The sequence below is a fragment of the Phaeobacter sp. JH20_37 genome (assembly GCF_048056015.1).
GTDB lineage: Bacteria > Pseudomonadota > Alphaproteobacteria > Rhodobacterales > Rhodobacteraceae > Phaeobacter > Phaeobacter bryozoorum.
This window is the reverse complement of sequence record NZ_JAYMWW010000013.1, coordinates 1,050,133-1,074,458: the sequence shown is the minus strand read 5'-3', so window position 1 is coordinate 1,074,458 and position 24,326 is coordinate 1,050,133. Positions and strand designations below refer to the sequence as shown.

General features: G+C 59.8%; 24 protein-coding genes. 12 read left to right on the top strand and 12 right to left on the bottom strand.

Annotation, left to right across the window (positions count from 1 at the left end; genetic code table 11):
• Window positions 1–5: 5 nt before the first annotated feature.
• Entirely contained in the window at window positions 6–1,256 is a 1,251-nt protein-coding gene (locus tag VWZ87_RS09965) for an ABC transporter substrate-binding protein (protein WP_416535876.1), read from the bottom strand.
• 134 nt (window positions 1,257–1,390) lie between these two features.
• On the opposite strand from VWZ87_RS09965, the gene VWZ87_RS09960 reads away from it, so the two are divergent.
• Together VWZ87_RS09960 and VWZ87_RS09955 are read left to right on the top strand one after the other, a co-directional pair.
• On the top strand, window positions 1,391–2,182 hold the full coding sequence (locus VWZ87_RS09960; RefSeq protein WP_340544767.1) for an IclR family transcriptional regulator: 792 nt from the start codon (window positions 1,391–1,393) through the stop codon (window positions 2,180–2,182).
• A 17-nt stretch (window positions 2,183–2,199) separates the two neighbouring features.
• Window positions 2,200–3,261, top strand: a complete 1,062-nt coding sequence (locus VWZ87_RS09955; protein ID WP_416535877.1) for an ABC transporter ATP-binding protein — start codon at window positions 2,200–2,202, stop codon at window positions 3,259–3,261.
• A gap of 31 nt (window positions 3,262–3,292) precedes the next feature.
• Here VWZ87_RS09955 and VWZ87_RS09950 read toward each other — a convergent pair whose 3' ends face one another.
• Both VWZ87_RS09950 and VWZ87_RS09945 read right to left on the bottom strand, forming a co-directional pair.
• Window positions 3,293–3,889 (bottom strand): SDR family oxidoreductase, encoded by a 597-nt coding sequence (locus tag VWZ87_RS09950; protein WP_416535878.1) that lies wholly within the window; start codon window positions 3,887–3,889, stop codon window positions 3,293–3,295.
• 62 nt (window positions 3,890–3,951) lie between these two features.
• Window positions 3,952–4,566 carry a glutathione S-transferase family protein gene (locus VWZ87_RS09945; protein WP_416535879.1) on the bottom strand — a complete coding sequence of 205 codons (615 nt, stop codon included), beginning with the start codon at window positions 4,564–4,566 and terminating at the stop codon, window positions 3,952–3,954.
• Between the two features lie 266 nt (window positions 4,567–4,832).
• On the opposite strand from VWZ87_RS09945, the gene VWZ87_RS09940 reads away from it, so the two are divergent.
• Window positions 4,833–5,102: a DksA/TraR family C4-type zinc finger protein gene (locus tag VWZ87_RS09940; protein ID WP_340544771.1), complete on the top strand. Its 270-nt coding sequence runs from the start codon at window positions 4,833–4,835 to the stop codon at window positions 5,100–5,102.
• Window positions 5,103–5,303: 201 nt separating this feature from the next.
• Window positions 5,304–6,425 (top strand): serine/threonine protein kinase, encoded by a 1,122-nt coding sequence (locus VWZ87_RS09935; RefSeq protein ID WP_416535880.1) that lies wholly within the window; start codon window positions 5,304–5,306, stop codon window positions 6,423–6,425.
• 162 nt (window positions 6,426–6,587) lie between these two features.
• Here VWZ87_RS09935 and VWZ87_RS09930 read toward each other — a convergent pair whose 3' ends face one another.
• The 5 genes from VWZ87_RS09930 to VWZ87_RS09910 form a co-directional block, all read right to left on the bottom strand.
• Entirely contained in the window at window positions 6,588–7,049 is a 462-nt protein-coding gene (locus VWZ87_RS09930) for a DUF995 domain-containing protein (RefSeq protein ID WP_340544773.1), read from the bottom strand.
• Between the two features lie 420 nt (window positions 7,050–7,469).
• Window positions 7,470–7,664: a hypothetical protein gene (locus VWZ87_RS09925; RefSeq protein WP_416534723.1), complete on the bottom strand. Its 195-nt coding sequence runs from the start codon at window positions 7,662–7,664 to the stop codon at window positions 7,470–7,472.
• Window positions 7,661–9,505 (bottom strand): M3 family oligoendopeptidase, encoded by a 1,845-nt coding sequence (locus tag VWZ87_RS09920; protein ID WP_416534724.1) that lies wholly within the window; start codon window positions 9,503–9,505, stop codon window positions 7,661–7,663. The genes VWZ87_RS09925 and VWZ87_RS09920 overlap by 4 nt, the downstream gene beginning before the upstream one ends.
• 162 nt (window positions 9,506–9,667) lie before the next feature.
• On the bottom strand, window positions 9,668–10,630 hold the full coding sequence (locus VWZ87_RS09915; RefSeq protein WP_340544776.1) for an alpha/beta hydrolase: 963 nt from the start codon (window positions 10,628–10,630) through the stop codon (window positions 9,668–9,670).
• Entirely contained in the window at window positions 10,630–10,917 is a 288-nt protein-coding gene (locus VWZ87_RS09910) for an SCP2 sterol-binding domain-containing protein (RefSeq protein WP_340544777.1), read from the bottom strand. The genes VWZ87_RS09915 and VWZ87_RS09910 overlap by 1 nt, the downstream gene beginning before the upstream one ends.
• A 97-nt stretch (window positions 10,918–11,014) precedes the next feature.
• On the opposite strand from VWZ87_RS09910, the gene VWZ87_RS09905 reads away from it, so the two are divergent.
• The 6 genes from VWZ87_RS09905 (at window position 11,015) to VWZ87_RS09880 (ending at window position 17,258) form a co-directional block, all read left to right on the top strand.
• Window positions 11,015–11,584, top strand: coding sequence for a tetratricopeptide repeat protein (locus VWZ87_RS09905; protein WP_416534725.1), 570 nt, complete (start codon window positions 11,015–11,017; stop codon window positions 11,582–11,584).
• A gap of 41 nt (window positions 11,585–11,625) precedes the next feature.
• Complete coding sequence (locus VWZ87_RS09900; protein ID WP_416534726.1) at window positions 11,626–14,634, top strand: helicase-related protein; 3,009 nt, start codon at window positions 11,626–11,628, stop codon at window positions 14,632–14,634.
• A gap of 19 nt (window positions 14,635–14,653) precedes the next feature.
• Window positions 14,654–15,028 (top strand): RNA-binding S4 domain-containing protein, encoded by a 375-nt coding sequence (locus VWZ87_RS09895; protein WP_416534727.1) that lies wholly within the window; start codon window positions 14,654–14,656, stop codon window positions 15,026–15,028.
• A 63-nt stretch (window positions 15,029–15,091) separates the two neighbouring features.
• The gene (gene fdxA / locus VWZ87_RS09890) at window positions 15,092–15,430 is read left to right on the top strand and encodes a ferredoxin FdxA (protein ID WP_008559821.1); all 339 of its coding nucleotides are present in this window, start codon (window positions 15,092–15,094) and stop codon (window positions 15,428–15,430) included.
• Window positions 15,431–15,794: 364 nt separating this feature from the next.
• Complete coding sequence (locus VWZ87_RS09885) at window positions 15,795–16,304, top strand: CarD family transcriptional regulator (protein WP_340544782.1); 510 nt, start codon at window positions 15,795–15,797, stop codon at window positions 16,302–16,304.
• Window positions 16,305–16,484: 180 nt separating this feature from the next.
• Window positions 16,485–17,258: an ion channel gene (locus VWZ87_RS09880; RefSeq protein ID WP_416534728.1), complete on the top strand. Its 774-nt coding sequence runs from the start codon at window positions 16,485–16,487 to the stop codon at window positions 17,256–17,258.
• Window positions 17,259–17,278: 20 nt separating this feature from the next.
• Here VWZ87_RS09880 and VWZ87_RS09875 read toward each other — a convergent pair whose 3' ends face one another.
• Window positions 17,279–18,037 (bottom strand): adenosylcobinamide-GDP ribazoletransferase, encoded by a 759-nt coding sequence (locus VWZ87_RS09875; RefSeq protein ID WP_416534729.1) that lies wholly within the window; start codon window positions 18,035–18,037, stop codon window positions 17,279–17,281.
• Window positions 18,038–18,136: 99 nt separating this feature from the next.
• Between VWZ87_RS09875 and cobT the strand changes: the two genes are divergently transcribed.
• The gene (cobT, locus tag VWZ87_RS09870) at window positions 18,137–19,153 is read left to right on the top strand and encodes a nicotinate-nucleotide--dimethylbenzimidazole phosphoribosyltransferase (RefSeq protein ID WP_340544785.1); all 1,017 of its coding nucleotides are present in this window, start codon (window positions 18,137–18,139) and stop codon (window positions 19,151–19,153) included.
• 29 nt (window positions 19,154–19,182) lie between these two features.
• On the opposite strand, the gene VWZ87_RS09865 is transcribed toward cobT, so the two are convergent.
• The 3 genes from VWZ87_RS09865 to VWZ87_RS09855 all read right to left on the bottom strand — a co-directional run bounded on the left by VWZ87_RS09865 (window position 19,183) and on the right by VWZ87_RS09855 (window position 23,061).
• A complete protein-coding gene (locus VWZ87_RS09865; protein ID WP_416534730.1) occupies window positions 19,183–21,075 on the bottom strand; it encodes a monovalent cation:proton antiporter-2 (CPA2) family protein in 1,893 nt (630 codons plus the stop codon).
• Between the two features lie 247 nt (window positions 21,076–21,322).
• The gene (locus VWZ87_RS09860) at window positions 21,323–22,543 is read right to left on the bottom strand and encodes a PAS domain-containing protein (protein WP_416534731.1); all 1,221 of its coding nucleotides are present in this window, start codon (window positions 22,541–22,543) and stop codon (window positions 21,323–21,325) included.
• 62 nt (window positions 22,544–22,605) lie between these two features.
• Window positions 22,606–23,061, bottom strand: coding sequence for an Lrp/AsnC family transcriptional regulator (locus VWZ87_RS09855; protein WP_340544788.1), 456 nt, complete (start codon window positions 23,059–23,061; stop codon window positions 22,606–22,608).
• 144 nt (window positions 23,062–23,205) lie between these two features.
• Between VWZ87_RS09855 and hppD the strand changes: the two genes are divergently transcribed.
• Window positions 23,206–24,306 (top strand): 4-hydroxyphenylpyruvate dioxygenase, encoded by a 1,101-nt coding sequence (gene hppD, locus VWZ87_RS09850; RefSeq protein WP_340544789.1) that lies wholly within the window; start codon window positions 23,206–23,208, stop codon window positions 24,304–24,306.
• Window positions 24,307–24,326 lie beyond the last annotated feature (20 nt).

Sequence of the window (24,326 nt, the reverse complement as noted above, 5' to 3'; positions counted from 1 at the left end):
AGTGATCAGTAGACGCGCTCGCGGGTCTTTTCCAAACGGTTCAGGATATCATCCAGATTGTCCGGGAAGACCATGAACTCCTGGAAGCCCTCCATGGCAACGGAGGCCATTTCCGCTGGTGCATCGCGGTCAAAGAACTGCGCGATACCACCGGGCGCGTTGGCGGACAGCATCTCGAAGCCCTGATTGAGCATTTCGTCATCATCGACGGAGGACTTTGAGTTCACAGGCAGCTGGCCGAGTGCTGCGCCGCCGTTGATCTTGGTCTGATTGTCCGCCGAGACGACGAAACGCAGGAACTCGCGCGCGGCTTCTTTGTTCTGGGCGCCGGATGGAATGTGGAAGGTGTCGGTTGGTGCGTCTTCAGCCAGCTCGACATCGGGATTGATGGTCGGGAACTGGTAGAAATCCAGCTGATCGGTGCCAAGACCGGCTTCGCGCAGCGGTGCCACGGCAAAGTTGCCCATCAGATAGGCGGCGGCTTCACCTTTGACCATGAAGGGCAGGGCCTCCTGCCAGCTGTAGGACTGATGGTTGTCGATAAAGGCCCCCATGTCGATCAGTTCCCGCCAGTTGGCAAAGGTCTGCTTTACACGGTCATCGGTCCAGGCGACTTCACCATTGGTCAGCGCCATATGGAAATCATAGCCGTTGGTGCGCATGTTCAGGTAGTCAAACCAGCCGCCGGCCGTCCACAGGAACTTGGTGCCGATGGTGAAACACTTGCGACCTGAATCGAGAATCTTCTGGCAGTTCGCTTTGAAGGTCTCCCAGTCCTCGGGCTCTTCGAGGCCAAGCTCGTTGTAGATGTCCTCGCGGTAGTAGACGCCCCACTGGTAGTAGGTGTAGGGCACGCCCCATTGCTTGCCGTCCAATGTCATTGCGCCCTTGGTGGAAGCCAGCGCATCAGCGATTTCCGGCTCTGCCCAAAGGTCGGAAATGTCTTCGAACAACCCGGCAGAGACATAGGGCCGCATCCGGTTTGCCGCATACCAGTTGGCCACGTCCGGTGGGTTGGCAGATAGGAAGTTGCGAATCTGCGTCTTGTAGGCCTCGCGGTCGATCACCGTCAGCTCAACGGTCAGGTTCGGGTGCATCGCGTCGAATTCAGCCGCCATCCCCTCCATTACTGCGCGCGGCGCAGGATTGGACATATCTGAGAAAATCTTGAGCGTGCCGCTCAATTCAGCCTGTGCCGCAGTGGCCAGGCCGAGGCTGAGAGCCAGGCTCGCAACTGTTCCTTTCAAAGTCTTCATGACGTCCTCCCTGTTGACGTGTGTCGTTTGGTTTCATATATTGGAACCAAATTCCAACTATTGAAACTATGACCGCGCTCGGCTAAGGATGTCAACAGTTACATCGGCCCCGCCCGATCAGAGAAAGGACAGTGATGGCGAAAGCTGCGCCCCAATCGCGAGAGACAGATGGCACCGTTGGCAAGGCTCTTGCCGTGTTGGATCAGATCGCTGAAGCGGGCCGCCCAATGCGGTTCGGCGAGGTGCTGGCGGCCTCGGATCACCCCAAGGCGACGCTGTACCGGCTGGTGCAGACGCTGACCAATCAGGGGATGCTGTCCTATGATGAGACCCATCAGACCTATGCTCCGGGTTTGCGCCTGGTGCGATTGGCTCATGCTGCCTGGCGGCAAAGCGCGCTGGCTCCGGTGGCGCGGCCCTATCTGGACAAGCTGTCACAGGATATCGGCGAGACCATACATCTGGCGCAGCTGGATCGGGGGCAGGTACTCTACGTCGACAAGCGTAATGCGGCCACACCGATTGAGATGTTCAGCCAGGCGGGCAAAATAGGGCCGGGCTACTGTACCGGGGTGGGTAAGGCGATGATCGCGTATCTGTCGCGGGAGGCGCAGCAGGATGCGATCCGCAGGCAGGCGTTTTTTGCCCATACGCCCAACACGTTGGCCACGCCAGAGGCGCTGATGGACGAGTTGCAGCAGATCCGCAAAGACGGCGTTGCCTTCGACCGTGAAGAGCATGAACCGGGCATCATCTGCATTGCCGTTCCGATCCTGTCGGAGGCGGGCAAAGTGATGGGCGGGCTGTCGATCACCTCCTCCGTGCAGCGTCGCTCGCTGGAGGAGCTGGAGACGCTTCGACCAGCCCTGATGACAACCGCCAAGGAAATCGCGGCAGCGGCCGAGACCTGGCAATTTCCGAATTAACCCGAGGGAGAGAACACATGACAGGGGTCACTCTGGCCAAGGCCGTCAAGAAATATGGTGACGTTCAGGTGATCCACGACGTGGACCTCACCATTGAGGACGGTGAGTTCTGCGTCTTTGTCGGCCCATCCGGGTGCGGAAAGTCGACGCTGCTGCGGATGATCGCCGGGTTGGAGGAGACCAGCAGCGGCAGCATCCATATCGGTGAGCGGGATGTCACACGACTGGATGCGGCTGACCGTGGGGTTGCGATGGTTTTCCAGTCCTACGCGCTGTATCCGCATATGACGGTTGAGGATAATATGGGGTTCGGGCTTAAGATGACCGGTCATCCCAAGGATGCGATCCGGGAAAAGGTGGCTGAGGCCAGCCGGATCCTGAAGCTGGATCAATACCTTAAACGCAAACCCAAGGCGCTGTCGGGCGGGCAGCGCCAGCGCGTCGCCATCGGACGTGCGATCGTGCGCGGGCCGGATGTCTTTCTCTTCGATGAGCCGCTGTCAAATCTCGATGCCGAGCTGCGCGTGGATATGCGGGTCGAGATCGCTCGGCTGCACAAGGAAATTGGCGCCACCATGATCTATGTGACCCATGATCAGGTGGAGGCGATGACGCTGGCAGACAAGATCGTCGTGCTTCGGGCCGGTCGCGTCGAACAGGTTGGCAGCCCGATGAAGCTATACGCCGATCCCGACAACCGCTTCGTCGCGGGATTTATCGGCTCGCCGAGCATGAATTTCCTTCAAGCGACCGTTTCCGGCGGCGCGGTCACAGTACCCGCTCTTGGCGGCCGCCGGATCGCGGCCTCTGTCACGCTGCCTGAAGAGGGTGCATCGGTCCTTGTGGGATTGCGCCCGCAGCATCTCTCTGTCGTCGCCCGTGACAGCGATCTGATCCTTGATCTGCGCGAGCGGCTGGGCGGTGTGTCCTACGACTATCTACGCACCCCAACGGGAGAGAAGGTCATTGTCGAAACACGGGGGGACGAGGCGCTGCCCGAAGGAAGCGCCGTCGCCTTGGATTTTGACAATGCTGACGCCTATTTCTTTGACGGGACGACAGAGCTGCGTCTGCGCTAGAAGGAGGAGGGCTGTCAGCGATGGTCCGCGGCTACAGTGACTGCATCCGCTTTGTTTTTCCCGACCATGCCGGGTTGCTGACGGCATCTGCGAGGGTTGCGGCGACATCGCCTCGTGCGGCGACGCCTTCGGGATCGACCTGCTCGCCGAACAGCAGGTCTCCGCAGCCGTCGCCATCAGTCAGACGTACTGGGCGCAGGATCGCGTAGTCCAGTCCCGACTGTTCCAGATAAACATCCGCGTCGTGTTTGGCCTGCAGGTAATGGGCAAGTTCGCTTTCGGGATCGGGATCGCCGGCTCCTATCGAACTAAGCATGACAAACCGGGTCACGCCCGATGATTTTGCAAGATCCACAAGCGCCTTCGCGCCATCACGATCAACCTTGTCCGTCATCTCGCGAGAGGTGTCGCCGCCAGATCCTGCTGCAAAGATCACGCCGTCGCACCCCTCGCAGACATCCGTAGGCAGGTCGGTAAGGTCGCCGCGCCGCGTGCCAGTCCCGGGTGGAAGCGTGCTGGTATCCGACCCCTCCCGGATCAATGCGATGGGCTGATGGCCCAGGCGCTGGAGTTTTTCCACCACCCGGCGGCCTGTATTGCCAGTAGCACCTGCGACAAGAACTTTCATAACGGTTTCCTCATTTCGATAATGGGATTGGGACAATTGGGGGGGCACAGCGGGGCGACGGGTCAGAACGACGGAGCCATCGGTCCCACCTTCGCCACTGCGGCCTTGTAGCCATCCTGTGCCTGCAGATCGGTCCAGTAGCGCGCGACGCGCGGCGCATCTTTCAGCGCGCCAATCGCCGCCAGATTGGCGAGGATGTACGAGAACTGGATATCGGCGAGCGCGGCCTGATCGCCAAACAGCAAGCCCGTTTCAGGAAGCTGCTGGGCGATGTAGTCCAGATGCAGGTCCAGAGCTTTCTTGGCCTCATCGCCAGCATCCTCTCCCTTCAGGGCCGGCAGGAGCACGCCCATCGCAACGTCGGCAAAGGAGCTCTCGACGTAGTCGAGCAGCTCGTCGTGGCGCAATGCGTCTGCTGTCCCCGGAGCTGGTTGATGGCGGCTGTCACCATAGCGATCAGAAAGATACCGCAGGCAGGTCGCCGATTCCGCTATCTTCATGTCGGCGTCCTCAATCACAGGCGATTTGCCGAGCGGATGAATCTTGGCAAGGCTTTCAGGCGCCCTGAAGTTATCCGTGCGGTCGTAGGTTGTGACATCATAGGGTTGCCCAAGGTCTTCCATCAGCCAGATCAGGCGAATTGCGCGGGAGTAGGCGAGGCAGTGGATCTTCAGCATGAGCGGCGTCTCCTTCAGAGTCGGTCAATTCCGCGCTCGGCTCAGATACTTGTCATGCCAGTGATGCGCGGTCACAAAAGAAAGACGGCATCGGTGCCGTCGTCGAATACTCAACAGCCCGGATCGCGATTTCGTTCCCGATAAAGCGCCCGCATTGTAGACTGCGATCCGGCGGATACCGGAACCCGAGCGGTGCGGAGGGCGTTTCGCAACCAAGGGTGCAGCAGGACGAAACCAGCAGATCGCAGGACAGGAGGAGAAACAGCATGGCCGGAGGATGGACCCGCGATGGTGCGGTGAGTGAACAGATCGAAGCGTCAATCAGTGACGAGCTGGCGCGTCTCAGGTCGAGGCGCGCTCCGGTCGGTGAAAGCCTGACACATTGCGCCGATTGCGAGGAGCCGATCCCCGAACCGCGGCGTAAGGCGATCCCTGGCGTCAAACTCTGTATCGAGTGTCAGCAGGAACGCGACGGCGCCCAGCAGGCGCGTGGCGGAATCAATCGGCGCGGCTCCAAGGACAGCCAGCTGAAGTAACATGGTCCTTTCGTCGGCTTGATCGCGCCGAAGTATCTTCCCCGCGCCATCTGCGGATGCTATATCCCGAGCCGGGCTCACAGGCGATGGCGTCGCCGCAGGCAGACTGCTCTGGCCCAAAACCACGCTCCTGTACGCCGGGACTTTCAATCGGGAGATTGAAGGCCCCGCCTTTGCCTCCCGAGATCAAGGGAGGCATCCATGGCCTGGTCGCCGGAAAAAACTGAAGTCAAAAGCTGGAATGAATGGGACACGCTGCGCCATGTGATCGTGGGCCGTGCCGATGATTGCCACATCCCGCCGGAAGAGCCCGCGCTGGATGCCAAGGTGCCGGAAGATAGCGACATGCGCGGCCAGTGGGGCCGCCGCCCGCAGGAAACCATCGACCGTGCCAATGAGCTTTTGGACAATTTCGCCAGCCAGCTGCAGAACCGCGGCATCCGGGTGGACCGGCCGGTTTCGATTGATCATTCCCAGCCGGTGACCACCCCGGACTTCCACACCGACAGCCAGTTCGGCTGCATGCCGCCGCGTGACGTGCTGCTGACTGTCGGCCATGAGATGCTGGAAGCGACGATGTCCTACCGCTGCCGCTGGTTCGAATACCTGAACTACCGCCCGCTTTTGCAGAAGTACTGGGAAGAAGACCCCAGGTTCCGCCACGAAGCCGCCCCGAAGCCGCGCCTCACGGACGCAGATTACCACCCGGATTACCTCAGCGAGAAGATCGGCGTGGCCAAGCGTCTGGAATGGGCGGCGGAGAAATTCTTTGTCACCACCGAGGAAGAGCCGCTGTTTGACGCCGCCGACGTGTTGCGCTTTGGCAGGGATCTGGTGGTGCAGCACGGCTTCACAACGAACCTCAAGGGCATTGAGTGGCTGCGCCGCCACTTCCCCGACCACAGGGTGCATACGGTTAACTTCCCGGGTGACCCGTACCCGATCCACATCGACGCAACGTTCACGCCGCTGCGCCCGGGCCTGATCCTGAACAACCCGCAGCGCCGTCTGCCGGAAGAGCAGCGCGAGATGTTCAACAAGAACGGCTGGGACATCGTTGACGCGGCGCAGCCCGCCCATAACACCCCGCCGCCGCTGTGCTACTCCTCCACCTGGCTGTCGATGAACGTGCTGGTGCTGGATCCGAAAACCGTCTGCGTCGAGAAATCCGAGGTCTATCAGGCCGAGCAAATGGACAAGCTGGGCATGGAGGTGGTCGAGGTCGAGTTGCGCGACGCCTATGCCTTTGGCGGCGGGTTGCACTGCTGTACGGCAGATGTCTACCGCGACGGCGACTGCGAAGATTACTTCCCGCATCAGTGAGCAGTGGCGCGCCGTCAGCTACGGCGCGCCACTCTTCGACGGTTAATCTTGACCGTACTTGTCTACCGGGAGCAGGTCTCCAGTGCAGGTATCCTGCGGACCAGTTTCGCATGCGTTGCTAACCGTATCTACTCAGTCGGTCCGGCTCGCTGTCTCAGGCTGTCAGATGCCGTATTTCTTGCGCAGCTTGCGGACCTGCGACGAGATCTTGTTCCCGGGCTTCACGCGTTCGGCGAACTCCTTCGTCGGCTTGTACCATGATTGGTCCTTGTCGCTGTACTTCCACAGCTGGCCCTTGCTGTCTGCTACATGGCGGAAGCATTCTTTGTTCTGATCCCCGGACCCGCCTTCGCTGCTGTACCAGAGCGCCTCATAGCACAGCTGGCCCTTTGAGGTTGCGTACCATTTCCCCAAGCCAACGCTGTCTTCCCAAACGGCTTGGAAGCTCCCGTCAGGCGCCCAGTACGAGCCCCCTTTGCTCCATATCCATGTCTTGCCGGAATAAAGCTCGACAACCGTTTGTCCGCTTACGCGGTTTTTCCGGTCGGGGCCCGCTGCGAAAACTGGCGTCGCTGCCAGGGCTGACACAATCGCCAAAACACAAATTTTTTTGAAAATAAACATTACTCATCCCCTCAAACTGGTGAACGGCGAAACTATACCATAAATTGTCCCAAAATCCGACAGTGCGGTTCCAGGAGTGTAAAGGCTTTTGCTGCCTGGGGTGACCGCCGCCTGGCGGCGATTGATAATGGTTTATTCGCGCGGTAGGGCCATCCGCAGGATGTGCCGGGGGCCGGCAAGGCGATGGGGATAGATGCCGCCGGTGTCCTGAAATCCGCCTTTCAAATAGCAGCGAACCGCCGGAGAGTTTTGCAAATTCACCCTCAGCACCACTGCATGGCGGGCCGGGTACTGGGTCGGCAGATTGCTCTGTAAAGCAGAGACGGCTGTGGGGGCATAACCTTTACCCTACGCGCCGCGGTCGATCATAAGCGCGCGCAGGCCCAGCTCATCTGCCGAGGCGAAATCATAGGTTTCGTGTTAAAGGCGGTCGATCTTCAAGAACCCGACCGCGCGGATGCCGTCGAGGATGGCGTAAAAATCCACGCCGTCCTCGTCTTCTTCAAAGGCCTGCGCCACGGTGCCAGAGAAGCGGACCTGATCCGGTTCCACACTTGTATGGGCGACCAGATCAAGCTCGCTGCGCGCCGCCGAGCGCAGGGTAATCGGCTTCACCCCTCCATCGCTTCCAGCTCATCGATCATGTCGGAGATCATGCTTAGGCCCTTGTCCCAGAAGGTGGGATCAGAAGCATCCAGGCCAAAGGGCGCCAAAAGTTCCTTGTGGTGTTTGGAGCCGCCTGCTTTCAGCATGTCGAAATACTTGTCCTCGAACCCTTCGGCCCCCTCGGCGTAGACGGAATAGAGCGCGTTCACCAGCCCGTCGCCAAAAGCATAGGCGTAGACGTAGAAAGGGGAGTGGACAAAATGCGGTACATAGGTCCAGAAGGTCTCGTAGCCCTCCATGAAATCAAAGGCTTCACCAAGGCTCTCGGCCTGTACCGACATCCACAGCGCGTTGATGTCATCAGGGGTCAGCTCGCCTTCGGCGCGGGCGGCATGCAATTTGCATTCAAAGTCATAGAACGCGATCTGGCGCACGACCGTGTTGATCATGTCCTCGACCTTGCCTGCCAAGAGGATCTTGCGCTCGTTCTTGTCCTTGGCGTTTTCCAGCATCTTGCGGAAGGTCAGCATCTCGCCGAACACAGATGCGGTTTCCGCCAGCGTCAGCGGCGTTGACGACAGCATTTCGCCCTGCTCGGCTGCAAGTACCTGATGCACGCCGTGGCCCAGCTCATGCGCGAGCGTCATCACATCGCGCGGTTTGCCGAGGTAGTTCAGCATCACATAGGGGTGCACATCGGTGACGGTCGGGTGAGCGAATGCCCCCGGCGCCTTGCCCGGTTTCACGGCGGCGTCGATCCAGCCCTTGTCAAAGAACGGCTCTGCCAGATCGCCCATGCGCGGATCAAAAGCGCTATAGGCATCCATCACCATCTTGCGTGCTTCCTCCCATTTGACGGTGCGGGAGGTCTCCATTGGCAGCGGCGCATTGCGGTCCCAGACCTGCATCCGGTCCAGCCCCAGCCATTTGCGCTTCAGCTCGTAATAGCGATGCGACAGCTTGGGGTAGGCGGCCACCACAGCTTCTCGCAGGGCCTCGACGACCTCCGGCTCGACGTGGTTGGAGAGATGGCGTCCCATCTGCGGAGAGGGCATCCCGCGCCAGCGGTCCAGGATTTCCTTTTCCTTGGCCTGGGTATTGTGGACACGGGCAAAGATCTTGATGTTGTCGGAGAACACCCGGGCAAGTTCGCGCGCCGCGGCTTCCCGCTTGGTGCGGTCTTGTTCGGTCAACAGGTTCAGCGTGCCTTCGATGTTCAACTCTTCGCCGTCAACGGTGAAGGTGAGGCCGGCAATCGTTTCGTCAAAAAGCCGCTCCCAGGCGTCGCCTACAACGCCCAGATCGTGCAGGAATTTCTCCAGCTCGTCAGACAGCTGATAAGGCTTCATCGCGCGAATACGGTCAAAAATCGGTTTGTAGCGGGCGAGATCGCTGTTGGCGGCGAAATGGGCCTCCAGTGCCGCGTCTTCAATCCGGTTGATTTCAAGCGAGAAGAACACCAGCGGCGTGGTGAAGATCGTTACCTTCTCCTGCATGTCGGACATGAATTTGGCGCGACCGGCATCGGTGGTCAGCTGATAATAGCGCAGACCAGCAAAGGACATGATCCGCCCGGCGATGGCGTTGATCTTCTCGTTGCGCAAGACGCAGGCCAGCAGACCGTCGGCATCCAGATCGGCCAGTTTGCCTTCGTAGTCACTGGCGAAACTGGCGCATTCGTTCTCCAGCCAGTTGAGGTCGCGATCCAGCTCTGCCGCATCCTCAGAGGTGTAGAGGTCGCTCAGATCCCATTCAGGCAGATTGCCCAGCCCATCCGGCCCGGCACCGCCCGCATCATTGGCGTTGGCGTCTCGCATCAGGTCGCGGTCAAGGAAGGGAGCGTTGAACATCAGGGCACCTCGGGCTGTTGTGTGTCTTCTCCGACATCTAAGCGCGAGGGCTGGGGATCACAAGCAAGCGGCCCGCGTCGGGCGGCGATTTATTGGCTGGGCAGGGGGCACTGCGCGCGAGATTTTAAGAACGCTGATCGCGTCAGCCTGTCCGGGGTGAACCTAGTCTGCGTATTGATCGAATAAACGGGTGATCTTGTCAAAAATGGCGCGGCGGGTTTCAGCCCCTTCCATCATCACCTCATGCTGCGCGCCCTCGACCAGATCCAGTTCGCCGCCCGGCCAGCGCGCCATCCGGTCATGAATGGCTGCCGTATTGACGATCTGTTCCTGTGTGCCGAGGAAGGTGATGCAGGGCAGTGCGGGTGAGGGCATTTTCGCAAGGGCTGCACATTCTCGCAGGCTTTCGCCCAGCCATCGGACGGTCGGCCCGCCAAGCGACAGATCGGGCTGTGCCGCAAGCTGATCCTGCATCAGGCGGTACATCTCAGGATCATTGGTGAGCGAATTGCCCTCGAACGGGCTGGCCTGCACATATGGGGCTAGGGTTGTCGTCGGGGTCCGCATTGCGCCGATGCCGAACCGGTCACCCATAGAACTGAGCAGCCGCGCCACGGGCCGCAGCGCGGGCGGGATCTGAATTCCCCACATCGGGGCGGAAAAAATGCAGGCTTTGACCGGAAGCCCTTCCATGACTGCGCGCAGACCAATGGCGCCGCCCATAGAATGGCCGAGGACGAACCATGGTTTCGGCAGAGCGAGCCGATCGGCCAGCTCGACCGCCGCTTGGACGTCTTTCTGAAAATCGCGAAAGGCGACGACGTGACCCAGAAGCCGCTCCGGCAGCATCCTGTCCGCCAGCCCTTGGCCGCGCCAGTCGATTGCCAGCGTTGCATAGCCTCGGCTTGCCAGATCCTGGGCAGCTCCGCCGTATTTTTCGATATATTCGGTGCGCCCGGGAAACAGCAGCAACGTGCCCTTCTCAGCGCCCGCAGGGCGCCAATGGCCCACGCGGATGCGCAGGCCATCGCTGGTGCTCACCCAATGGGCCTGCCCGCCGTCTGGTCCTCGCGCGATATCGGCAAAGAAGGGAGCGGGGGTCAGATCCATCGGGCGCGCGTCCATCAGGCCATCGCCGATGCCAGTTTCATCGCGGTGCCCATGTCACCGTCGATGGTCAGCTTGCCGCTCATGAACGCGGTGGTCGGGTTCAGTTCACCCTCGATGATGGACTGAAACGTCTCTGCGTCGGCGGTCATGGTGACCTCTGCCTCTTCGTCGGCGACGCGGGCCCCGTTCTGATCCAGCATGATGGTGCCCATGCCGGTGATGTCGAATTTGGCGGAGCCGTCAAAGCCACCATCCATTTTTGCGTTCAGCGTTTCTGCTGCTTGGGTCAGCGTTTCGCTCATGTTCAATCCTCATTTTGGTCCGCAGCCTGCAAATTTATGTGAAGGATGTCCTTCCCACTCTGGAAAACGCAGGCTGCGCGGTTACACTTAACCCATCATGGTTGCAAAATTCTCCAATCTCAAAGCTATCGTGGCGGCAACGTCTTTGACAGTCCTGTTTTCCGTGCCTTTGCAAGGTCACGCTCAGGAGGTTCAGGGCGAGGCGGACCTGCTGGCCGCTTTGTCCGATGCGGACCCGCAGGAAGCCATCGGTCTGGACAGATCCCTGCAGGCGCTCTGGAACAGTAGCGGCTCGCCTGCGATGGACCTGCTTTTGAAACGTGGCAAGGATGCGCTGGACCGCGGCGATACCCGGATTGCCATCGAGCATCTGACTGCGCTGACCGATCATGCGCCAGAATTTGCCATGGGCTGGTACGAGCGCGCACGGGCGTATTTCACCGCGGGCCTCTATGGCCCTGCCGTGGCCGATCTGGAGCAGACGCTGATGCTGAACCCCAACGACTACAATGCGATTTTTGCGCTGGGGGCGATGTTCGAACAGTTCAATGACCCGCAAAACGCCTATGAGGCCTATAAAAGGGCGCAGGCTATACATCCGCACCACGAGGCGATAACCAGCGCGCTCGACCGGCTGAAGACCGAAGTCGAGGGCAAAGAGCTTTAGGGCGGACAGTTGAGCTCGGTTCGGGCGTTGAGGGCAATATCATGACAGGCACGCAGAGTTCCGGGAGCGCCCGGGTCCTGGCGGTTTTGGGGCCGACCAATACCGGCAAGACGCACTATGCGATTGAACGTATGCTGGGGCATCGCACGGGTGTCATGGGATTCCCGTTGCGGCTTCTGGCGCGCGAGGTCTATGACAAGGTCGTCGCCGCCCGTGGCCCGTCGGTGGTGGCACTTATCACCGGTGAAGAGCGTATCGTGCCGCCGCGCGCACAATACTGGATCTGCACTGTTGAGGCGATGCCCGAGGGGATGGGCTGCGATTTCCTTGCGGTGGATGAAATCCAGCTCTGCGCCGACCCGGAACGGGGCCATGTCTTTACCGACCGTCTGCTAAGGGCGCGTGGCACTCATGAGACGCTGTTTCTTGGCGCTGACACCATGCGCGGGCCGATTGCTGCGTTGGTTCCGGGCGTGCAGTTTATGCGCCGCGAACGGCTTTCGGATCTGGTCTATGCCGGATCCAAGAAGCTCAGCCGGATGCCTGCGCGCACCGCTATCGTCGGGTTCTCCATCGACAATGTCTATGCCATCGCCGAACTGTTGCGCCGACAGAAGGGCGGGGCAGCCGTTGTGATGGGCGCGCTCAGCCCCCGGACCCGCAACGCCCAGGTCGAGCTCTACCAGAATGGCGAGGTGGACTATCTGGTCGCGACCGATGCCATCGGCATGGGTCTCAATCTGGATATCGATCACGTCGCCTTTTCTTCGCTCAGCAAATTTGACGGTCGCCGGATGCGGCAATTGGCCCCGAATGAACTGGCCCAGATCGCGGGGCGGGCAGGGCGCGGGATGAGTCACGGCAGCTTTGGGGTTACCGGCGATGCCCCGCCGCTGGAGGATGGCGTCGCGCAGGCGATCATGGAACACCGGTTCACGCCGTTGAAGAAATTGAACTGGCGTTCCTCGGCGCTGCAATTCGGCACGGTAGAGGCACTGATCCGCTCTCTCGAATCAGCGCCTGACGATCAGAACCTGATCCGCGCCCGCGAAGCGGACGATCTTATCGCCTTGAAATCGTTGTCCCAGCAGGATGAAATTCTGGCGCGCACAACCAACGCGCCCTCGGTGCGATTGCTCTGGGATATCTGTCGCATCCCGGATTTTCGCGGTATCTCGCAATCGGAACATTCGGGGCTCTTGGGCGTTTTGTTCCAGTATTTGCACGACTCAGGCGTTGTCCCGGACGACTGGCTGGCGCGGCAGGTCAAACGGATTGATCGGGTTGATGGCGACATTGACGCATTGTCGAAACGTTTGGCCTTTATACGAACATGGACCTATGTCGCACAAAGGAACGGCTGGGTCCGTGATGAAAGTCATTGGCGCGGGGAGACGCGCGCTGTAGAAGACAGATTGTCGGACGCCTTGCACGAACGTCTGACTCAGCGATTTGTGGACCGGCGCACATCCGTGCTTTTGCGCCGGCTCAAACAGAAGGAGGCCCTTTTGGCCGAAGTGAATGATAAGGGTGAAGTGACCGTCGAAGGTGAATTCGTTGGTCGTCTTGAAGGGTTCCGGTTCTCGCCGGACAAGGGCGCACAAGGCGCCGAGGCAAAGGCGTTGAAATCCGCCTCCCTGCAAGCACTCGCACCGCATTTCCATCTCCGGGCTGACCGTTTTTACAACGCGCCGGATACCGAAATTGATTTTACCGATCAGGGCGGCCTGATGTGGGGTGAATATGCTGTTGGCAAATTGGTGGCCGGCGCTGACCCGCTGAATCCGCGCATCGAGGTGTTTGTCGACGATACTGCGGGCCCAGATGTGGCCCAGAAGGTCGAACGCCGCCTGCAACATTTCATCTCACGCAAGATCAACGCGCTGTTTGAGCCGCTGCTCAACCTGCAGCGCGACGAGGAGCTGACCGGCCTGGCCCGTGGCTTTGCCTTCCGCATGGTCGAGGGTCTGGGTCTGCTGCCGCGCGGCAGTGTCGCGCAGGAAGTGAAAGATCTGGACCAGGATGCGCGTGGCGCGCTGCGCAAACATGGCATCCGCTTTGGCCAGTTCACCATCTTCATGCCGCTGCTTTTGAAGCCGGCGCCGACCCGCCTGCGGCTGGTGCTCTGGGCTCTGTCCGAGGGTCTTGGCGAATTCCCCGATGCACCGCCTGCCGGTCTGGTGACCGTTCCTGTGATCAAGGATGCTCCGCAGGGCTATGATACCATGTGCGGGTATCGCAACGCGGGCGAACGCATGATCCGTATCGACATGCTCGAACGTCTTGCAGACATGCTGCGCGCCGAAGACAGCCGTGGCGGGTTCGAGGCCAAGGCCGACATGCTGTCGATCACCGGCATGACGCTGGAGCAGTTTGCAGATTTGATGCAGGGGCTTGGCTATCAGGCCGACAAGGGCGAGCGGGTCAAGGCCAAGGCGGTTGACACCGTGGTCACCGAAACCAGCACGCCTGATGCGGACATCCCGGTGATGGACGCGGCGCAACAGGTCGAAAACACGCCTGCCGCCGCCCCGGATGAGACCGATACCGCTGCCGTCACGGAAACAGTTGCCGCTGATCCTGATGCGCCAGCCGATGTTCCGGGTGATGTTGCGGCGATTGAGGACGCAGGGGTGGCACCGGTTGCAGAAACCATGGCCGACCCGGCAGTTGTTGATCCGATCCCCGAGACCGCCGAGATCGAGACCCCGGTTGGCGAAGCTGCCGATGCCAATGTCGACGAGCTGGAGATGGAGGTGTTCTACACCTTCACCTGGGGGCGCGCCCGGAAGACGGGCGGCCACCGCGGCGGTGGCCGTCGCGGTCAGGACGCTGGCGAGAGCGGTGCAAAGCGTGGCGGCGACGCTGCGCGCGGCAAGGGCAAACCACGTGGCGGCAAGCCTGGCCGCGATGGCAAACCCGGCAAGAAGGGTGGCCGTCAGGATCAGGGCAGCAAAACCTATTCGGCCCGCCCGCCGAAGAAGGAAAAGCAGATTGATCCCGACAATCCCTTTGCAGCGGCGCTGATGGGACTGAAACAATCCGATTGATCGGCTGCTGGTGCCATGGATGACGCAGGTCGCTGAAAAGATCAGGATCGACAAATGGTTGTGGCAGGCGCGGTTCTTCAAGACCCGTAGCCTGTCCGCAAAGATGGTCAGCGCGGGCCATCTCCGTCTCAATGGCAACAAGATTGCAAAACCGGCTCAGAACGTCTCTCTTGGGGACGTTCTGACCTTCCCTCAAGGGCGCATCATCCGGACCGTCCGGGTCGAAGCACTTGGAACACGGCGCGGACCTGCTCCAGAGGCACAGGCGCTGTACTTTGATTTGACCGAAAAACAGGACCCCGTGCCGCGTAATCCGCGCTACGAAGGAAAAGGTCGCCCGGATAAGAAAGAGCGCAGGGCGCTTGATCTTAGTCGCCGGGATGGCGCGTTTTGACATCTTGAAGCCGGCGCTCGGGTGAATTAGCTACAAGCCAAACAGCTACGGGACTCGGCCACCATGACTTATGTCGTTACGGATAACTGCATCGCCTGCAAATACACCGACTGCGTCGAAGTCTGTCCGGTCGATTGTTTCTACGAGGGCGAGAATACCCTGGTGATTCACCCGGATGAATGTATCGACTGCGGCGTCTGCGAACCGGAATGCCCCGCCGATGCGATCCGCCCGGATACCGAGCCGGATATGGACAAATGGGTTGAGTTCAATCGGAAATACTCCGAAATGTGGCCAGTCATCGTCTCCAAGAAAGATCCGCTGCCAGATGCAGAGGAACGCGACGGAGAAGAAGGCAAGTTGGAGAAGTACTTCTCCGAAGCTCCCGGCGAAGGCGGCTGATAACAGCAGGTGTCTGCGGCTCCAGCTGGCTGGTTGCTTCGCGACTCACCTTTGCAAGACTGCGCGGTCCGGGAACGGGCCGCACCGGAGACCCGCCGTTTTATGGCATTTTTCGGGTCTGGATCCATTGGGACCATGATGTTTCACGGAGCGCTGCCTTTTTGTGGGGCAGAAAATATGATATACTCTTTCAGTAAATGACCAACCACGGATGTCCGCCTTGACTGTGCGCCCTGCGACGCACGGGTCCTATGGCGGTTTTTCTGCGGCATTTCTGTGGGTGCGGGTATTCGGATCACCGCGCGCGTGGATGTGTGGCAGCCCAGCCGACCCGAAGGTCGGCACAGAGCGAGGAAAGACCTGTATGACTAAATCGAAGAAGCCTGAATTCCGCCCTGACGACTATGTTGTGTACCCTGCCCATGGCGTTGGCCAGATCATCTCGATCGAAGAGCAGGAAGTGGCCGGCTTCACGCTGGAACTGTTTGTGATCACCTTTGAGAAGGACAAGATGACACTGCGGGTGCCGACCAATAAAGCCACCGAAATCGGCATGCGGTCGCTCAGCTCCCCCGATGTGATCGCCAAAGCCATGACCACGCTCAAAGGCAAGGCGAAAGTCAAACGCGCCATGTGGTCGCGTCGCGCCCAGGAGTATGAGCAGAAGATCAATTCCGGTGACCTGATCTCCATTGCTGAAGTGGTCCGTGACCTGCACCGCACCGATGACCAGCGTGAACAAAGCTATTCCGAGCGTCAGCTCTATGAAGCGGCACTTGAGCGTCTGACGCGCGAGGTTGCGGCGGTTTCAGGTGGTGACGAAATCTCCGCCGCCAAGCAGGTGGACGAGGTGCTGACCTCCCGCGCGGCCTGATCCAGATCTGATCGCCGCAGGGTCCGATCCATCGGATATACGAACAAAGAAACCTAGGCCGCGCTCCAGGGCGTGGCCTTTTTCGTTTTTGCGCTATGCTTTAGGCGCTGACATGTGGATCGTGACGGCGTTCGTGTGTGACACATCGAGCCAAGACCCAAAAAACGAGCAGAGAACACCATGACGGACCTAAAGACTCGCCTGACCGATCTCTATCGCGGGACCGACAGCGCGTCGGTCCGGTTTCGCTACGGGCTGATCGGATTTGATGCGGTTACAATTCTATTTTTCATGTCGACGGCCCATATTCCCCATGGTCCCTGGCTGATCGGGCTGAGCTGGATGGCCGGTGTCGTCATCGCTTTGGATCTGGCGGCGCGGTTCTGGATCAGCGGCAACCGCCGCAAACTGCTCTGGCGCATCTATACGCTGGCCGACATTGTGGTGCTGATCTCACTGCTGCTGGAGACGATCCTGCCGGGAGGGCTGGCTTTCCTACGTATCCTACGAGGGCTGCGGCTGATCCACTCCTATCATCTGCTACAGGACCTGCGGCGCGACAGCCGGTTTTTCCGCCGCCATGAAGATGCAATCATCGCGGGGATCAACCTCTTCATCTTTGTCTTCGCAACCTCGATGACGGCTCTGGTGTTCTTCATGGATACATCCGGCAGCGATTATCCTTACATTGACGCGCTGTATTTTACCGTGGCGACACTGACCACGACCGGCTTCGGCGACATCACCATGGCCACACCAGCTGGCAAGACATTTTCGGTTTTTGCCATGGTTGTGGGGGTGACTTTGTTCGTGCGGCTGGCTCAGGCGATTTTTAACCCCCAGCGGGTGCGCTACACCTGCAGCCAATGCGGATTGACGCGCCACGATATCGACGCGGTGCATTGTAAACATTGCGGCGGGCAGCTGAAAATCCGCACCAGCGGGGTGGAGTGACCGGAACCAGGCGTGGCTGTTCAGCCAAGCGCCGCCGCAAGGACCAGCAACCCGGAAAGCTCGCTCAGCTGTTGCGTCGCCCCCAGCACATCCCCAGTTTGTCCGCGAATCTTGGTACGCGCGGTTGCCGCGATCACGGCTGTCGCGGCAAGCATGGCCAGCAATACGCCCCAGCCTGACCAGCCCAGTATCAGCAGCGCTACCAGACCCGCAATCGCCAGCCCCAGCCCGCAGGCACGCCAAGGCGGTCGGCCGACGGAGGATGACAGACCCGAGCCGCGTGCATTCGCAAGCGCGGCCATCACCAGTGGCATCATGGCCCGGCTCAGCATTGCAACAGGCAGCAGGGCCCAGGGGGCGGCCGCCGTCAGAATGCTGGCGTACGCCATCCAGCGCAGGCCAACGCTCAGGATCAGGGCCAGAACGCCATAGGTGCCGATATGGCTGTCCTTCATGATCTCCAGCCGCCGCTCCCGCGTGAAGCCACCCCAGAACCCATCAGCTGTATCGGCCAGCCCATCCTCATGCATCGCCCCGGTCAGCACCGTCTGCGTCAGCAGCGCAATCCCCGCCGCGACCATCGGGCTGAGCCCGAAGGCCAGCGCCATCATCGACAGAATGCAGGCAGGTAACGCAACGGCAACCCCGGCAAAGGGGAAGGCCCAGACCGCGTGCGCATGGCGCGCAAACTGTTGTTTTTGCAACTTTGGCATCGGCAAACGTGTCAACAAGATCAACACGAGTAGAAAATCTATGCCAGATATGTCGTTTTTTCGCATTTGCGGGCCTCATAGAGGGCTTGCGGTGTCAAGATGAACGGGTACATACGGATGATCCGCTTTACCTGCGACGACCCCTTCGATGCAATGAGGCTTTCAATGCTGTCACCGCTCTTTTCGCTTGATCACTTTCGTGCACAGCTTGCGCAGGCCCCGGGGGTGGACGAACAGGCTGAGACCGCTGCCGCCGAGCGCAACAGTCAACTGACCAAACCGCCTGGTTCGCTGGGGCGGCTTGAGGATCTGGCAATCTGGTACGGCAGCTGGCGCGGAAGCGAGCGCCCGGTGATCCGCGCGCCGCAGGTGATCGTCTTTGCCGGTAACCACGGGATTGTGGAGCAGGGGGTGTCTGCCTTTCCCAGTGAAGTGACAGCGCAGATGGTCGCGAACTTCAAACACGGCGGCGCGGCGATCAATCAGCTGGCCAAGCTGGCAGGCGCCCGGCTAGATGTTCACAGCCTTGATCTTGAAAAACCGACTCAGGATTTTACCAAAGGCGCCGCCATGGACAGCGTCGAGCTGCTCAGCGCGCTTCAGACCGGGTGGAAGTCGGTGGATCCGGCTGCGGATTTGCTTGTTGTCGGCGAAATGGGCATCGGCAATACGACCCCCGCCGCAGCGCTGGCCTGCGCGCTGTTTGGCGGCGACGCTGCGGATTGGACCGGCCGGGGGACCGGTATTGATGATACCGGGCTTGCCAACAAAACCCGGGTCGTGGCCGAAGGAGTGGCCTTGCATGGCCCAGCCATCACCGACGGTGTCGAGGCGCTGCGCCGTTTGGGCGGGCGTGAGATTGCAGCCATGGCCGGGGCGATGACTGCGGCCCGCATGATGCGTATCCCGGTTATTCTTGATGGCTTTATCTGCTGTGCCGCCGCGGCGTGCCTGATGCGGACCCATCCGGCGGCGCTGGATCATGCGGTCGCGGGTCACCAGAGCGCCGAAAGCGCCCATGCCGCGCTGTTGACCCACCTGGGCAAGCCGCCGTTTCTCTCGCTTGACCTGCGCCTTGGCGAGGGATCGGGTGCGGCTTTGGCGATCCAGGTCCTGCGGGCCGCCGTTGCCTGCCACAGCGGTATGGCGACATTTGAAGAGGCGGGCGTCTCCGTCAGCTAGGCCAGGGCGCGACGGCGCAGGATCGGCGCTCAGGCTGACTTCTGGTCAGTGGACTTCTTGGCTTCGGCAAGCTCCAGTAGGGCTGTTTCCAGATCTTTTTCCAACTCGCGGGCGCGGGCGATGTAGGCTGGGTTTTCACTGGCCGGCGTGCCCGGGATCCAGAGGCTAGCCAGTTCCCGCACAGTATGGCGGTCATGCGCATAAAAGGTCTGTTCAGCCTGTGCGGCCTCATATTCGCTTAGGCCGATCTGCTCCAGAACGTAGCGCCCCGCGCGAAGCGAGCTGTCGAACATCTCGCGGACGATATCATTCGCCCCCGCCTTATAGAGCTCAAACACGTGGTTGCGGTCGAAGGCGCGCGCAACGATATGCAGCTCCGGATGGCCGCGACGGGCATGGGCGACCAGCCTCAGCGCGGCCTCGCGATCATCCAGTGCGACAACCAGAACCTTGGCCTTGGCAATCCCCGCGGCTTTTAGCAGCTCTGGCCGGGTCGGATCGCCGAGGAAGCTCTTGACCCCGAACCGGCGCATCAGCTGTACCGAGGCCATATTGCTATCGAGCACAACCGTGTTGAACCCGCTGGCGCGCACCAGACGATTGACAATCTGACCAAAGCGGCCAATCCCGGCTATGATGACGGGACCTTCTTCGTCGATTTCGTCGGCGGCCTGTTCCTTGGGGTTGTCCTTGCTGTATTTCGACAGCACGTCATAGAGGATGAACAGAAGCGGGGTGATCAGCATCGACAATGCAATCACCAGAAGCAGCTTTTCCGACAGCTCGGGCGGCAAGACATTGAGCTGCCGCGAAAATGCCAGCAGGACAAAGCCAAACTCCCCCGCCTGTGCAAGGCCCAGCGTAAACAGCCAGTGATTTCGTTTCTTCAGGCCGAAGGCCTTGCCGACAAAATAAAGCACTATGCCTTTTGCAAGGATGACGAGAAGCGCAAGGCCGATCAGATCGCCCGGCTCGGCCAGGAACAGGCGGTAGTTGATGCCAGCCCCGACCGTGATGAAGAACAGCCCCAGCAGCAGCCCTTTGAAAGGGTTGAGATCGCTTTCGAGTTCATGGCGAAATTCGCTGTTGGCCAGAACAACCCCGGCCAGAAAGGCGCCAAGCGCAGGCGAGAGACCAACCAGCGTCATCAGGAAGGAAATGCCGACGACGATCATCAGCGCCAGGGCGGTGTACATCTCCCGTAGATTCGATGCGTGGATGAAGCGGAAGACCGGGCGGGCAAGATAGACACCGGCCAGCACAATGGACGCAATCGCGCCAATGGTGACCAGCGTCACGGCCCAGCCGGGCAGCCCTTCGACCAGAGAAAGCGTTGCGTGGCCGGAGGCCGCATGGGCTTCCTCGGCGCTGCGCGCAATGGATCCATCGCCAATGATCTGAGCGCCATGCTGGGCAGCGAGCAGGGGCAGCAGTGCAAGAATCGGGATGACCGCGATATCCTGTGTCAGCAGCACCGAGAATGTCGCCCGCCCGCCACCGGTACGCATCAGGCCTTTCTCCGAGAGGGTCTGCAAGACGATCGCAGTTGACGAGAGCGAGAGCGCCAGACCAACGGCCAGGCTGACCTGCCAGGTCTCCCCCGCCAGCATGGCCGCGCCCATCAGGGCCACGGTGCTGAGAAGGATCTGTAATCCCCCAAGGCCAAGCAGTTTGTTCCGCATTGCCCAGAGCGCGCGCGGCTCAAGCTCCAATCCGATCAGGAACAGCATCATGACAACGCCGAATTCGGCGAAATGCCGCAGGTCTTCTGCTTCGCTTCCGACGAAGCCAAAAACCGGTCCGATGATGATCCCGGCCGCCAGATAGCCAAGCACGGAACCGAGGCCCAACCGCGCCGCGATCGGAACCGCAATTACAGCGGCTGCTAGATAAATTGTCGCCTGATAAAGAAATGCGTCCATAGGCTTTGATATCGCAAGCGTAGGGCGTGTTGGCAACGTCTAACATGCCGCCGTCCCGATAGCGGAGCGTTGCCGCCGGTCGGCCTTTCATACCACCGATCATGAGAGCGGGCGGGGACACGGCCGTGGATGTCAAAATGCGGAGGGATCAACGAACCCCGGAGGCGCTCCACAGCAAGGAGCGCCCCCGGTCAGGCGCGCGAAAGCGCCATGCGAAAGAATGAGCCGCATAACAGCTTGGTCAGTCTCAGCGTTCCAGCGAGCGGATTTCATTGCTCAATTTGGCGATACGTTCCAGGCGATGGGAAATACGTTCCTGAAACACGCCGAGCTGGTCGATGATATCGGCAAGTGTCTCGCCCGATTCCGGCAGGCGGGCGCTTTCAATCTTACACAGGACACGGGTTGAGCTGAGGCCAAGAAAATGTCGGTGCATGACCTGACAGGCATGCATGATACGCGAGGCCTCGCGGTCCACCTGATCCAGTCCTTTGCCCGCGCGCTCAAGCTGCGCAGCCACCAGTTCGGCCAGTACCTCACGCTCGCCCTGCATGTCGACATCGCCAAGGCTGCGCCGCTCTTTCTGAAGCTGGATGTCGCATTCCTTCAGAACGCGAACCATACATTCGACAAACAGTGAATCATCGACGGCGGTTTCAATCACCGCAAAATTGCTGTCTTTCCCCATTACATGGGCCGCGAACCAATCCGACATCTCGCGCGACATAGCACCGTAGTTCTGCGAGAGCACGGTGACCGGACCGCCTGACGGCTCAATGCGCGACGCGATGACCCGCAGGTTATGCGGGATCGTGTGCATGGCGTCGAAATCTTTGATCAGACCTTCGGTTTCCGCAACAAGCGTCTTGGCGTTGGCCAGCATCTTGCACAGATCGACGATCATCTGATCCGGCTCGTTCTCCAGCCCGATGTCTCGTGCGATTAGTTCTTCGCTCATCGCTTTTGTGGCGAATTGGCGGTAGTTTTCGTAACCATGTTCGACGATCCAGCTCTTCAGCCGTTCGGCGCTTTCCTCTGGCGACAGACCTTCGTCTTTTTCAGCAGCCAACAGCTTGGTATATAGGGCGCGCACGTTGTCAAAGATCTTGCTGCTGGGTTTGAGGCGGGCCGACAGATAGCCATCGCCGCAGGGCACGACAACCGCATAGACCCAGTAATACAGGCCATCCTTCGATTTGTTTTTGACGTAGGCGCCCATGGTCTGGCCGCTTTTGATCGTGTCCCAGAACAGTTGAAACACGCCCTTGGGCATGTCCGGGTGGCGAATGGTGCGATGCGGCGCGCCCAGCAGCTCTTCCCAGTCGTAATTGGACACCCTTCGAAATACATAGTTACCGGCAAGAATGACCCCGCGGCTGTCAGTGCGCGAGAAAAATACTTCGTTCAGCCCAAATGGGGCTTCTCCGCGGGAGGGGCGGCTTTCAATGCGACGATCTACAAAGGACACGGTCTCTATCCAATCTCTGAGTCTGTACCGTGTTTGTATATCGCACGAGTGTTCACGGAACCTTAAGTTGGCAGGGGGCCATCGCTTTTTAATTGTGCCATGACGATCTGACTTTGGACCCGCGCAACAGTGGGATGTGGCAGTAAAATTTCATGCAAAAGTCGATTCAGGGCGGCCAGATCAGTGCAAAATACCCTAAGTAAATAGTCCGCTTCGCCCGTCATCGTCCAGGCGGAGGTGATTTCCGGGCGCGATCTGACCAACCGGGAAAATCGCTCAGATTGTTCGGGTCCGTGGCTCTCCAGATGAACCTGAACAAACCCCTGTACGCTCAACCCCAACTTGTCAGGATCAAGCCGCGCCTCGTAGCTGCGGATATAGCCATCGGCCTCCAGTCGCTGCCTGCGTCGCCCCGCCTGACTGGCAGAGAGATTCAGCAATTCTCCCAGCTGCTGCGCGGTAAGATGGGCATCCTTCTGCAAGGCTGCCAGCAGTTTCTGATCGGTTGCGTCCAACATGTGCGGAACTTTCACGTAAATCACTAGATGAATGCGCGTTCTGCGCATCTGGTCCTAGGTGTAACCTAAACTATGCGCAAAACAAGCATCGGAATTGCGGTATTCTGGATGCAGCTACACCATTCCCGATCTGGAGGAAGCCGCATGGGTCCATTCCCGCATAATGCCCCGAAGTCCGTCATCAGCGCCGAAAACCCGGCCGGCACCGATGGTTTTGAATTTGTCGAGTTCGCTCACCCCGAGCCTCAGGAGCTGCGCGATCTGTTTACGCGCATGGGCTATGAGCTGGTTGGTCATCATAAGGCAAAGCCCGGCGTGGAGCTGTGGCAGCAGGGCGATATCACCTATATCCTGAATGCCGAGGCCGGTAGCTTTGCCGAGAAATTCGTGGCCGAGCATGGTCCCTGCGCACCTTCGATGGGCTGGCGGGTGGTTGACGCGCAAAAAGCGTTCGAACATGCCCTGTCCAAAGGCGCCGAAGCCTATGAGGGCGACGACAAGACCATGGATGTGCCCGCGATCAAGGGGATCGGCGGCTCTCTGATCTACTTCATCGACCAGTACTATGACACCTCGCCCTATAACGAAGAGTTCGAGTGGCTGAAGCAGTCCAAACCACGCGGCGTCGGCTTCTACTACCTCGATCACCTGACGCACAATGTCTACAAGGGCAATATGGACAAGTGGTTCAAGTTCTACGGTGAACTGTTCAACTTCAAGGAAATCCGCTTCTTTGATATCGAGGGCAAGTTCACCGGCCTGTTGAGCCGCGCGCTGACCTCCCCCTGTGGCCGGATCCGCATTCCGATCAACGAAGATCGTGGCGAAACCGGGCAGATCGTGTCCTATCTGAAGAAATACAACGGTGAAGGTATCCAGCACATTGCTGTCGGGACCGAGGACATCTATGGGGCGACCGACGAAATCTCCGAACGCGGGATCACCTTCATGCCGGCGCCGCCCGCGAGCTATTACGAGATGAGCCATGATCGTGTCGTCGGTCATGACGAGCCTCTGGACCGGATGCAGAAACACGGCATCCTGATCGACGGCGAAGGGGTCGTTGACGGGGGCGAAACCAAGATCCTGCTACAGATCTTCTCCAAGACCGTGATCGGGCCGATCTTCTTTGAATTCATTCAGCGCAAGGGCGACGATGGTTTCGGCGAGGGGAACTTCAAGGCTCTGTTTGAATCGATCGAGCGCGAGCAGATCGCCAATGGAGAGCTTACAGGGGTAGAATAACTGTCCCTTACCCCACTGAA